A 12,842-nucleotide genomic window follows, 5' to 3' on the forward strand; every position below is an offset into this window, starting at 1 on the left:
GCCAAAAAAGTGTACTTTTACAAAAATTTTATAAAAGTATGGCTTGCTTGTTGCAGGCACCTTGCACCAAGTCTATCAAATAACGCTACCTTACATGCAACCAGAAAAAAAACGAGTACCCCATCTCTCCGGCCCTGGCAAGCGGCTGCTTTTGTTCCTTTGCTTCTTCGGCTTCGCCCCGTTGCTGTATGCGCAGGTCATCACCTCCCCAGACAAAAACCTGACGCTTACGTTTGAGCTGACGGACAACGGAACCCCTTCCTACCAACTGACTTACAAGAAGAAGCCCGTGATCAAGGCAAGTAAGCTGGGCGTGGAGACAAAGGATGTTCCTTCTTTTCTGGAGGGATTCACTATCTCAGATTCGAAGCAAAACTCCGTGAACGACACCTGGGACCCGGTGTGGGGCGAGCAGAAAACCATCCGCAACAACTACAACGAGTTGCTGGTTACCCTGACCCAGAAAGAGCAGAAAGACCGCCTGATCCGTATCCGCTTCCGGCTGTTTAACGACGGCCTGGGCTTCCGCTATGAGTTCCCGAAGCAGCAGGAGCTGAAGTACTTTGTTGTGCAGGACGAACACACCGAGTTCAACCTGGCCGGAGACCATAAGATTTTCTGGATTCCGGGCGACTACGACACGAACGAGTATGCCTATACCACCTCCAAAATCTCGGAGATACCGCAGTTAGTGGAAAAGGCCACCATTGATGTGCACGCCCAGACCCCGATCAAGACCCTGGCGGTGCAGACGCCATCGATGATGAAGTCCTCCGACGGGCTGTATATTAACATACATGAGGCGGCGCTGGAGAACTACCCGGCCATGCAGCTGAACGTAGACCCGAAAACATATAAGATGAGCGCGCACCTGGTGCCGGACGCCGTGGGAAACAAAGCCTACCTGCAGACCGACGCGCATACCCCCTGGCGCACGATTGTGGTGAGCGACAAAGCCACCGACATCCTGGCCTCCAAACTCATCCTGAACCTGAACGAGCCGACTGCCTACGAGGATGTGTCCTGGATCAAGCCGATGAAGTACATTGGCGTGTGGTGGGAGTACTTTGTGGCAGGCAAGAGCACCTGGGCCTACGGCACCGAAACCAACGTGAAGCTGGACCAGGATTTCACGAAGCTGACACCAAGCGGACGCCACGGCGCCACGAATGAAAACGTGAAGAAGCACATCGACTTTGCCGCAGCCAATGGCTTTGACGGCGTGTTGGTGGAAGGCTGGAACGTGGGCTGGGAGGACTGGTTCGGCAACTGGAAAGAGGAAGTGTTCGACTTCGTGACGCCATACCCTGACTTTAACGTGAAGCAGCTGAACCAGTATGCCGCTTCCAAGGGCGTGAAGCTCATCATGCACCACGAAACATCCGGTGCCGCCACCAACTACGAGCGCCACCTCGACCGTGCCTTCCAGTTTATGGTGGACAATGGCTACAACGCCGTGAAGACCGGCTATGTGGGCAAGATTATCCCGCGCGGCGAGCACCACGACGGGCAGTGGATGGTAAACCATTACATCCACGTGGCCGAAACCGCCGCCAAGTACAAGATCATGATCAACAGCCACGAGGCCGTGCGCCCAACGGGCCTGCACCGCACTTACCCGAACTGGTTTGCGCAGGAGTCTGCCCGCGGCACCGAGTTTGAGGCGATGGGCGGCCTGGCCCCCGAGCATACCACCATCCTGCCGTTCACGCGCCTGATGGGTGGCCCGATGGACTACACGCCGGGAATCTTCCAGACCGACCTGTCTTACTACGGCACTGGCAACCAGCGCGTGAACACGACGCTGGTAAAGCAACTGGCCTACTACGTGACCATGTATAGCCCGCTGCAAATGGCCGCCGACCTGCCAGAGAACTACAACCGCTTCCCGGACGCGTTCCAGTTTATCAAGGATGTGGCCGTGGATTGGGATGATACCTGGGTGCTGGAGGCAGAGCCAGGCGACTACGTGACGATTGCCCGCAAGGCGAAAGGCAAGAACGAATGGTATGTGGGCGGCGTGACGGACGAGAATGCCCGTACGGCCACCATCTCGTTCGATTACCTGCCGAAGGGTGAGCAGTACCTTGCTACCATCTACGCAGATGGTAAAGACGCCAGCTGGAACAAGAAGCCGCAGAGCTACGAGATCCGCAAGGTGATCGTGACGTCTAAAAGCGTGCTGAAGCAGCGTTTGGCTCCCGGTGGCGGTGTTGCCGTCAGCATCAGAGAAGGCAGCAAGTCGGACCTGAAAGGCCTGAAAAAACTATAAGCTTTTGTAACGCAATTATCCGGCCCTCCAAGCGGCTGGTATATCCAAAACCTGCACTGACGCGATCTTGTCAGTGCAGGTTTTTGCTTTTGGTAGAGCAGTTATACCCCTATTTCCCTCCATACCTATAACCCCCTTCCACTGCCGCTTCATCTATTCTTCTTCAACTAAAAAACAGGTTAAGGCCACAAGCGCCTCCCAGCGGAGAAAGTATGGCGTTCCAGGCAAATCTCTTCCTCAAGGGGGTATAAATAAGCCTGATAATCGCTGGAAGCTACATGTTGACCCAGTAGGTATGGGGCCTCTAAACAGAGACGGAAAAGGCATATAAAAATACTTATACCTAAAAAAACTAATTTTAAATTTGATTAATAATATTCATTAGCGTATAAAGCATAAATTACCTGTCCTCACCTACAAATTCCTTTGCGGCTTTTTGCTTGCCCTATCTGCTGCTTCATACTTCCTGCCATTACCGATTCGGCTTACATAATTTATCATTTCAAAAGATTAACGCCTATGGAAACGCGCTACAATTTGTCATTTGCTACTGGCGTGTCCGGCGCTACGGCAACGCTTTGGGTAACTCTGGCCCGCAGGTGGGGTATAAAACGGAGGCTTCTGAAATCACTTAGTGCCAATACATGCCTGCTGTGTATGCTGCTCTTGTTCTCGCGGTGCGATAGCACGCCAGATATGGGGCCAGCGCCCGGCAGCGGAAAGGAAGCGGCTGAAAACAAAGGTGTCCTCACCAGCGTCAAGACGGTGACGACGGTGGATGGGGCGACTGCGCAAGTCACCTGTAGCGAGGAGGTGTTGCCTTCTGGGGAAATCATCCAGATCTGCGTACCTGCCCTCTGGAACGGCGAGTTAATACTGTACGCGCACGGCTATGTGCCCGCGTTTCTGCCCCTGAGTTTACCGGACGAGGTGACGGCCTATATGCCGCTCTTCACCAGTATCGGGTTTGCCTTTGCCACCACTAGTTTCGACCGAAACGGCATTGCTATCCTCACCGGCATTGACAACATGCTTGCGTTGCGCGCAAAGTTTATAGCGCAGTATGGCGAACCGAAACACACTTACCTGACGGGCGGCTCGCAGGGAGGCATCATTACCACGCTCGCTTTGGAGCGCTATCCGGCACTGTTTGACGGCGGCTTGTCTTTGTGCGGCCCGTGCGGGTATTTTCAGGGGCAGGTGAATTATTATGGCAACTTCCGAGTGCTCTTCGATTATTACTTTCCGGGGGTGCTGCCAGGCAATGCCATCCACATCCCGTTGGAGCTACAGCAAAACTGGGAGAGCAAGTATGTGCCGCTGGTGCTGCAGGCCATCAACCAGAACCCCAATGCCACTATCAAGCTTCTGAAAACAGCCCTGGCGCCATTCGACCCAGACAATCCTGCCACCATTGCCGAAACGGTAATCGGGGTGCTGACCTATGACGTGCTGTACACCGAGAACGCGCAGCGCGTGCTTGGAGGGCAGCCATTCGACAACACAAAGCAGGTATACTTTGGTACGGGCAACTTCCGGGAAGACCTTCGGCTGAACCTGCGTGTGCAGCGTTTTTCCGGAGACAAAGCCGCGCTCCGGACCATACGCGAGAACTATGAAACCAGCGGTGACCTGGCCAGGCCATTGGTGAGCGCTCATACTACCAAAGACCCCATCGTCCTGTTCTGGAACATGCCGATATACCATGCGAAAACCATATATCAGGGGAAAAGCCACTACTTCACACAGATACCAGTGTCACGGTATGGCCATTGTGCGTTTATCGAGCAGGAAATTATGCTGAGCTTTACCACGCTTGCCTTCAAGGTGCAGGGGCAAGCGCTTTTCGCCAAAGCCAGCGACGCCGAGGGACGCATCGTGCGTTCCGTTACATCGGACTGACAACCCCATCTTCTCCATACACAAACAGGCTGGCCCTGCCGCACCATGCGGCAGGGCCAGCCTGTTTGTGCTATACCCCCGTTGCTCATAAGAACAATAAAAAATGCCTGCGAGGGAGGTGCAGCGAGGCTTTTGCTATAAAAGGAAATCTGTTTTGAACGTTTTACTCGTAGAGGGGTTATAATATAAATATTTTGGTATCAGGGAATTGTAAGTGTAAATACGCCAATTAAGCTATGTTTGTAATTTTAGGGAGTAGATGATTGTGATTTAAATAAATTTTTATTAAAATGTTAGTTAATTTCTTGCGTGGCTAATAAAGTCATAATAGATTGGAGTATTTTAAGGTGTTATCTGCTATTGTGTTTTTTATAGTATTTATCTGAGGATAAGTTGTCTGGAAATCCTAAGTTAAAGCCCGGCTTTAAGGCTTTGCAAAACAAGTGGATACGTTTAGATTTGGGTATGGACCTGAGCAAATATTTACTCCTTTAAAAATAGCACCAGTACCGGTTGACATGTTACCTTTGAGAAATTTAACGTGCTCCTAAATCTACTATTAGCTGCTTCTACACACATGGTCGCACCACGATAGACACTTATTTTTTTAACACGCGCCGGCTATTTGCCAGCGTGACACGATTGAGTTTACGCGTATGCATAGATATACAACAGAGGAGGAGCGCCTGGCGCTCTCTACGAGTAACAGAACCTGGAAGAAATGGGGCACCTACATGTCGGACCGCCAGTGGGGAACCGTGCGGGAAGACTATAGCCCGGACGGAGAAGCCTGGCGGTATATCTCGCACGACTTGGCCCAAAGCAACGCCTACCGCTGGGGCGACGAGGGCATTGCCGGCTTCTGCGACTACCAGCAGATTCTTTGCCTTGCCCCGGCCTTCTGGAACGGGAAAGACACGATCCTGAAAGAGCGGCTTTTCGGGCTCACCAACGGGCAAGGCAACCACGGCGAGGATGTGAAGGAGCTCTACTATCACCTCGACGCTTCGCCCACGCACTCCTATACCAAGTTCCTGTACAAATATCCGCAGGGGGAGTTTCCGTATCAGGAGCTGGTGGAGAAGAACCGCCGGGGACGCCATCAGCCGGAGTTTGAGATTCTGGACACAGCCGCCTTTCACGAAAACCGTTATTTTGACATCTACATCGAGTGCGCCAAAGCCGACTCCAATGACATCCTGATGAAGATCACGGTGTATAACCGCGGTCCGGAGGCATCCACCATCCACGTTTTGCCGCACCTGTGGTTCCGCAACTACTGGAAGCACAACTCGCGCTATACCCGGCCCAACATGTCAGCCCCCTCCGACGATTGCATCCGGACGAGCTCTGACCGTAACGGGCGCTTTTACATGTACCATCAGGGAGGGGAGCAGCTTTTCTGCGAAAACGAAACCAACAACCAGCGCATCCATCACCGGGAAAACGATTTCCCTTATGTGAAGGACGGCATCAACAACCATGTGCTGCACAGGCAAGACACCGTGAACCCGGACAAAGTAGGCACCAAGGCCGCCATCTGGATGCAGGAGGAGATTCCGGCAGGAGGCCATGCGACCTTTAGAGTGCGCCTGAGCAACAAGAAGCTGCAAGACCCCTGGATGGGGTATGACAGCGTATTTGATCTGCGGAAATCTGATACAGACGATTACTACAAAAATCTGCTGCCGGCAAAGCTGACCAAGGAGCACGCCGGTTTGGCCCGCAATGCCTTTGCCGGTATGATCTGGACCAAGCAGTTCTACTACCTCGACATGTATAAATGGCACTTCGGGGAGTCGCATGAGCAGTCGCCGGACCGCAACCTGAAACGCAACTTGGATTGGCAGCACCTGACCTGCCGCCACATCATCTCGATGCCCGACAAATGGGAGTACCCGTGGTTCGCCGCCTGGGATCTTGCCTTCCATGCCACCACGCTGGTGCACGTAGACCCGGACTTTGCCAAGCACCAGATGCAGCTGATGCTACGGGAGTATTACATGCACCCCAACGGCCAGATCCCGGCGTATGAGTGGAACTTCAGCGACGTGAACCCGCCGGTGCATGCCTGGGGGGTATGGCAAGTGTATGAGGCAGACAAAAAGAAGACTGGCATCCCTGACTATGACTTTTTGGAGCGTGCTTTCCAGAAGCTGCTAATGAACTTTACCTGGTGGGTGAACCAGAAAGACGCGAACGGCACTGACCTATTTGAGGGAGGCTTCCTTGGCCTGGACAACATCGGCGTTTTCGACAGGAGCCATTTGCCGACCGGCATCAAGAAAATGCAACAGGCCGATGCCACTAGCTGGATGGCCATGTATTCGCTGAACATGCTGCGCATGTCGCTGGAGCTGGCGCAACAAAACAGGTCCTACGAGGAATCGGCGGCTAAATTCTTCCGCCACTTCCTCAACATCGGCAAGGCCATGCACCACATCGGTAAAACAGATATCTCGCTCTGGGACGATCAGGATAACTTTTACTACGACGCAGTGCAGTATGAAAACGGCACAAGCGAGCGGCTGCGTGTACGTTCGCTGGTAGGGATCATCCCGCTGATGGCCGTAGAGGTGATTGACAGCAGCCTGTTTGACCGGATGCTTGAGTTTAAGATACGGGCCGTCAGCATTATCCGCACCCGCCCTGAAATGGGCCAGCTTATTTCGGATATCGAAGAGAAGAGCAAGGACGGCAACTACCTGTTCTCGATCATGCGCGGCTTCCGCCTCGACCACCTGCTGCGGCGCATGCTGGACGAGAAGGAGTTTTTGTCGGACTTCGGTATACGCTCCCTGTCTAAGTTTCATGAGGAGAACCCGTTCCAGTTTGGGCACAACGGCAGCCACCATACCATCCAGTATGAGCCTGGCGAAAGCTCCAGCCCTATGTTTGGCGGCAACTCCAACTGGAGAGGCCCTATCTGGCTGCCGCTGAATTACCTGATCATCCAGTCGCTGCGCAAGTACCACAAGTATTTCGGAGATGACTACAGGTTCGATTTCCCGACAGGAACGGACAACAAGCTGAACTTGAAAGAGATTGCGAATGAGCTGACCAAGCGACTGCTGCGCATTTTTGAGCGGGATGAGAACGGCAAGTACCAATACCACCCCGACCATGCCCAATATGCCGAAGATGAGCACTTCCGGAGCCATCACCACTTCTATGAGTTCTTCCACGGGGATACCGGCCAGGGGCTGGGCGCCTCCCACCAAACCGGCTGGACCGCCCTGGTGGCGAACCTGCTGCTGGAAATGGAAGACTATGACGCCAGCGAGTTTGAAGACCTGAAGCGCCAGATGGAGACAGCCGACGCCGGCGTTTTCTAAGGAAAGCCAACTGTAACTTGTGTTGATTACAAGGCCTCCCTGCCCTAGCTGTTACTTCACAGCCGGGGCAGGGAGGCCTTTTTTAGGGTAGCGCCATCCCGGCAACCGAGCTATCTATACCGGGCGCAGCACATCAGGGCAGGGTATGAAATAGCCGCTCAGGGCCGGAGGCGTTGGAAGATTAAGCTTGCCTGGCTGGTAGTGTGTGCAGGGTTATCGCAGGGCCACGGGATGGAAGGTTTCGAGCATGCTGCTGATGAGCGAGACAAGCGCCGTAGGGTAAACGCCGATGCCCACCAACAGCAGCACGAGTAGAGAGAGCGTGCCCACGCTGGCAAACAGAATAGACGGGCGCAGTTTCTGGAGTGGCTCCTGCCCGGCCTCGGTCTGCTGAAACATTACCGCGATGATCTTAATGTAGTAGTATAAACCGATTACACTGTTCAGGACGAGCATGACCACCAGTAGCCAGAGCTGCGTGTTCACGCCCGCCGCCAGGATATAAAACTTGCCTACAAAACCCGCCGTCAGTGGAATGCCCGCCAGCGAGAGCAGCATGGCCGTGAAGACTGTCGCCGTCCAGGGGCGGCGCCAGAGCAGGCCGCGGTAATCGTCCATCAGCTCGGCGTCGCGCTCTTTGTCAGACAGCATCGCCACAACCCCGAAGGCTCCCACCGTGGTGATAAAATAGGCCACAAGGTAAAAAGTGACCGCCTCCACGCCCATCTGGTTGCCAGCCAGGAAAGCCACCAGCAGGTAACCCAGGTGCGAGATGGAGGAGTAGGCCAGAATGCGCTTCACGTTTTGCTGCATCAGCGCCAGCAGGTTGCCGGCAAACATCGAGGCGATGGCCACGATCGTGAAGATCAGCATCAGGACAGGATATCGGAAACCATCCACCTCCATAAAGAAACGGATCAGCAGCCCCAGCACGCCGCCTTTGGATACGGTGGCGATGAATGCCGAAACGGGGGCTGGCGCGCCTTCATACACATCGGGTGTCCACATATGGAAGGGCACTACGCTCAGTTTAAACCCGATGCCGATGATCATCAGTCCGAACCCGGTGAGCAGCAACAGCGGCAACTCCTGAAAACCAGCCATGGCAGCGGCGATACCGCTAAAGGTCATGGTGCCGGTGCTGAAGTAAACCAGGGCCATGCCAAAGAGGAGGAAAGCAGAGGAGAAAGCGGCCAGAATGAGGTACTTGATCCCGGCCTCGTCGGAGCGCTCCCGGGAGCGGAGGTAGGCGATCAGGGTATACAGGGCTACGCTCAACACCTCCAGACCCAAAAACAGCGAGGCAAAGTGCGTGCTGATGACGAGCGTACAGGCGCCGAGCGACGACAGGATAAGCAGGATGTAATACTCCTCCTTCTGCTCTTCGCGCTGCTCGAAATAGGCATAAGAAAGCATGCTGATGAGCAGCGAGGCAAGCAGGATCAGGCCAATGTAAAACACCGCAAACCCATCGATCACAAACAGGGGCGCGATGGCATACGCCTGCACGTCCTGCAACTCATACAACGACAGGAAAGCCGCCACAAACGAGATGGCCGTGATGGCATATATGATTTTGTGGTTGCGCCACGCCGCGATCACCAGCATGATGATGAGTGCCGCAAAAGTGAGGATGAGCAGTGGCATCAGGTGTAAAAAATCATTCTGGGTCATGGTCGGGGCTTTATTTTCCTAATCATTTTTAAGTCCCCCTTTGAAGTTTTAAGTCCCCCTTTGAAGGGGGTAAGGGGGATGTTTACATCAGTGAGCAATGTATTTTGAGGGTAAGTATTTTGAGGATAGGCTTTCATGTTTTCCTGCCGGCCTTTCATCCCCCTGCCCCCTTCTTTGTCGAGGGCCCCTATCCCCAAGGGGGACTTTTGGCTATTACTTGTGGATGGCCATACCATCGCTTTGGTGAAATTACTATCAACTGGAATCACATTTAAGGCAACCTCTATCTGCTGTTCTGGCAGCGGCGTATAGGCTTCCAGTTGCTTTATCAAGGCGGGGCGGGCGGTATCCAGAACCGGCTGTGGGTATAAACCGAGCCAGAGAATCATGACAACCATCGGAACGGCAATCAACATCTCGCGGGTATTCAAGTCCGGGAACGGGCGATCGGTGGGGGCGGACTCGTAGAACACCTTTTGCATGATGCGCAGCGAGTATACCGTGGCAAGTACCAGGCCGGTGGTGGCAAACACCGTGAGCCAGTTGTTGGCCTGCCAGGAGCCCACCAGCGTCAGGAACTCGGCGATGAAGTTGCCCAGGCCGGGTAGTCCGAGCGAGGCCATGACGAAGACCAGCGCGATCACGCCCATTTTCGGTGCCTTTGCCCAGAAGCCACCCATCTGCCGGATGTCGCGGGTATGGAGGCGCTCGTAAAGAAAACCGGCGATGATGAAGAGCGCGCCCGTGCTGAGGCCGTGGGCAATCATCTGCATCACCACGCCCTGCAGCGCCCACTCGTTAAAGGCAAACACGCCCAGAATCACGAAGCCCATGTGGCTCACACTGGTATAGGCCACCAGCCGTTTCAGGTCGGTTTGGGAGAAAGCCAGAATCGCGCCGTAGATAATGCCAACTACCCCGAGCAGCATCGCCCAGGGCGCAAACTCCACTGCAGCCGTCGGGAAGAGAGGCAGCACGAAACGCAGCAGGCCATAGGCCCCGGTCTTCAGCAGCAGCCCGGCCAGAATCACGCTGCCTGCGGTGGGCGCTTCGGAGTGCGCGTCGGGCAGCCAGGAATGGAACGGTACCACGGGCAACTTGACCAAGAAGGCAGCCAGGAAGCCAAACATCAGCAGGCGTGCCGCCAGCGGGGCCAGCGGCGTGTTCAGCAACTCAAAATAGTTGAAGGTATACGTGCCCGTCTGGCTACCATGGATGAAGTATAAACCGAGTATGGACAGCAACATGAGCAGCCCGGATGCCTGCGTGAAGATGAAGAATTTATAGGCGGCGTAATTGCGGTTGGCGTGCCCCCATACCCCGATCAGGAAGTACATCGGGATAAGCATCACCTCCCAGAAAAAGTAAAACAGGAACAGGTCCATGGTGAGGAACACGCCCGTGATACCGGCCAGCACCCACAGCAGATTGAAGTGGAAGAAGCCCGTTTTGGTGGTAATCTCGCGCCAGGAAATCAGCACAGCCAGTATCCCCAGGAAGAACGTGAGCATCAGCATCAGCAGACTCAACCCGTCCAGTGCCATCGAGAAGCCCACGCCCCACTGCGGAATCCAGGGGATTTCGAGGCGGATGAGCCAGGGCGAAGTACCCAGCGTGGCGGCTGGCGTGCTGAGCCAGATCCATACGGCAAGCGCCAAATCGGTAAGGAGGGCGAAGAGCGCGATCCAGCGGGGCAGCACGGGGTGCCACTTCTTAGAGAGCCACGCCAGCAATCCGCCAGCCATCAGGAGCACGATCATCCAGAGCAGTATCATAGCAGTAGACTTATGGTTAGTATCATGATCGCGCCCACCACAATGCCCATCACGTAGTTGCGCAGCATCCCGCTTTGGGTCTGGGAGAATATCACATGGAAGCCCTCGGCCATGCGGGCAAGGCCGGTATAAAAGCTGTCGATGATGTCGCGCTTGTTGAGGTTGGAGAAAAACACATAGGGCCGCACGAGCAGGTTATCGTACAGCGCATCGAATCCCCAGCCCGAAAACCAGAAACGGTGGAGGCGCATAGCGGCAGGGGAGCGCTCGAGGCTGTGCAGCAGGTGCGGGCTTTTGATATAGAAGAGGTATGCCACAAACACGCCGCCCAACGAAACTACCGCCGCCAGCAACTGGAACAGCCACTCGTTTGCCGCCAGCACCTCGCTAGCCGAGATGCCGGGCAGCACCGGGGCCAGCAGGTCGGAGAACAGCACGACGTGCCCGAAATTATGCGGCAACTCGATAAAGCCACCCACCAGCGACAGCACAGCCAGTATGATGAGCGGTATGGTGATGCGCCTGCCCGGCGGGTGCTCCAGGTGCGTTTTACTTTCGCCATAAAACGTGAGGAACACCATCCGGAAGGTATAAATCGATGTGAGAAATGCGCCAGCAAGTCCGGCCGCGTAGAGCCAGATATTGCCGTTCTCCCCCGCCAGCGCATACCACAGGATCTGGTCTTTGCTGTAGAAACCGGCGGTGATAATAGGCAGTGCCGCCAGCGAGGCCGCCCCAATCAGGAAAGTCCAGAACACGACAGGCATTTTGTGGCGCAGGCCGCCCATTTTGCGCATGTCCTGCTCGTGGTGCAATGCCAGAATAATGGCCCCGGCACAGAGGAAAAGCAGCGCCTTGAAAAAGGCATGGATCATGAAATGGAAGATGCCCGCCGACCAGGCCCCCACGCCCAGCGCCAGGAACATATACCCGATCTGGCTGATGGTGGAGTAGGCGAGCACGCGCTTCAGATCATACTGGGTGAGGGCCGAGAAACCCGCAATCAGCAAGGTTACGGCACCGATAATAGCGACGGTTAGTTGCGCCACCGGTGCCAACTCAAAAATGACAAACATGCGCGTGATCAGGTATACCCCGGCCGTAACCATGGTGGCGGCATGTATGAGCGCCGAAACAGGCGTTGGTCCGGCCATGGCATCAGGGAGCCAGGTTTGCAGCGGCAATTGCCCCGACTTACCCACCGCACCGCCCAAGAGCAGCAGCGCTACCAGCAAAGCCCCCTCGGCACCCACCGGCCATACCTGCGGCGCATCCGAGAGGATGCTTTGGATGTTGAGCGTGCCGAAAAGCTGGAAAAGCATGAATAGCCCGATGGCCATCGCCGTGTCGCCCACGCGGGTGATGATAAAGGCTTTTCGGGCGGCATACCCGTTGGCTGGCTCTTTATACCAGAACCCGATCAGAAGGTAGCTGCACAGGCCCACGCCCTCCCAGCCGAGGTATAAAAGCAGCAGATTATCGGCCATCACCAGCACCAGCATCGAGCCCACAAACAAATTCATACAGGCGAAAAAGCGCGAGAAGTCGGCCTCGTCGGCCATGTAGGCGGTGGAGTAGAGGTGGATGAGAAAACCCACGAAGGTGATCACGAAAATGAAGACCAGCGAGAGCGCATCGAGGTGAAAGCCAATAGACGGACTAAACCCCGCCACGCTAAACCACTGCCATACCTCCTGCTGGTAAAAAGCCGGTCGGGTAGCCAGGAAATCCATCCCCAAAATAATCGTGACCAGTGCTGAAATGCCTACGCTGCCCACCCCGACGAGCCCGGCCACCGTGCGCGGGAGTTTCGTGCCGAAGAGCACCAGGAGCACGGCGCCTAAAAAGGGGAGGGCGGGAATTAACCAAAGTAGATCTGCCATA

General features: G+C 55.0%; 6 protein-coding genes. 3 read left to right on the forward strand and 3 right to left on the reverse strand.

The window, feature by feature from the left end; translation table 11 throughout:
- Positions 1-94 precede the first annotated feature (94 nt).
- The 3 genes from MKJ04_RS05715 (at position 95) to MKJ04_RS05725 (ending at position 7,509) form a co-directional block, all read left to right on the forward strand.
- The gene (locus MKJ04_RS05715; protein WP_241640120.1) at positions 95-2,272 is read left to right on the forward strand and encodes a glycoside hydrolase family 97 protein; all 2,178 of its coding nucleotides are present in this window, start codon (positions 95-97) and stop codon (positions 2,270-2,272) included.
- Between the two features lie 519 nt (positions 2,273-2,791).
- Positions 2,792-4,174: a DUF6351 family protein gene (locus MKJ04_RS05720; protein WP_241640122.1), complete on the forward strand. Its 1,383-nt coding sequence runs from the start codon at positions 2,792-2,794 to the stop codon at positions 4,172-4,174.
- 656 nt (positions 4,175-4,830) lie between these two features.
- Positions 4,831-7,509, forward strand: a complete 2,679-nt coding sequence (locus MKJ04_RS05725; protein ID WP_241640124.1) for an MGH1-like glycoside hydrolase domain-containing protein — start codon at positions 4,831-4,833, stop codon at positions 7,507-7,509.
- Positions 7,510-7,722: 213 nt separating this feature from the next.
- On the opposite strand, the gene MKJ04_RS05730 is transcribed toward MKJ04_RS05725, so the two are convergent.
- Genes MKJ04_RS05730 through nuoL form a run of 3 tightly spaced genes read right to left on the reverse strand, consistent with a single transcriptional unit; the run spans position 7,723 to position 12,841 of the window.
- A complete protein-coding gene (locus tag MKJ04_RS05730) occupies positions 7,723-9,183 on the reverse strand; it encodes an NADH-quinone oxidoreductase subunit N (protein ID WP_241640126.1) in 1,461 nt (486 codons plus the stop codon).
- Positions 9,180-10,958 (reverse strand): NADH-quinone oxidoreductase subunit M, encoded by a 1,779-nt coding sequence (gene nuoM / locus MKJ04_RS05735; RefSeq protein ID WP_241640129.1) that lies wholly within the window; start codon positions 10,956-10,958, stop codon positions 9,180-9,182. The genes MKJ04_RS05730 and nuoM overlap by 4 nt, the downstream gene beginning before the upstream one ends.
- Entirely contained in the window at positions 10,955-12,841 is a 1,887-nt protein-coding gene (gene nuoL, locus MKJ04_RS05740) for an NADH-quinone oxidoreductase subunit L (RefSeq protein ID WP_241640135.1), read from the reverse strand. Before nuoL ends, nuoM begins: the two co-directional genes overlap by 4 nt.
- Between the last annotated feature and the right edge of the window lies 1 nt (position 12,842).

The organism is Pontibacter sp. E15-1, assembly GCF_022601975.1.
GTDB lineage: Bacteria > Bacteroidota > Bacteroidia > Cytophagales > Hymenobacteraceae > Pontibacter.

Coding starts and splice junctions, on each gene's coding strand:
- MKJ04_RS05715 (WP_241640120.1), top strand. CDS start 95: ATGCAACCAGAAAAAAAACGAGTACCCCATCTCTCCGGCCCTGGCAAG.
- MKJ04_RS05720 (WP_241640122.1), top strand. CDS start 2,792: ATGGAAACGCGCTACAATTTGTCATTTGCTACTGGCGTGTCCGGCGCT.
- MKJ04_RS05725 (WP_241640124.1), top strand. CDS start 4,831: ATGCATAGATATACAACAGAGGAGGAGCGCCTGGCGCTCTCTACGAGT.
- MKJ04_RS05730 (WP_241640126.1), bottom strand. CDS start 9,183: ATGACCCAGAATGATTTTTTACACCTGATGCCACTGCTCATCCTCACT.
- nuoM (WP_241640129.1), bottom strand. CDS start 10,958: ATGATACTGCTCTGGATGATCGTGCTCCTGATGGCTGGCGGATTGCTG.
- nuoL (WP_241640135.1), bottom strand. CDS start 12,841: ATGGCAGATCTACTTTGGTTAATTCCCGCCCTCCCCTTTTTAGGCGCC.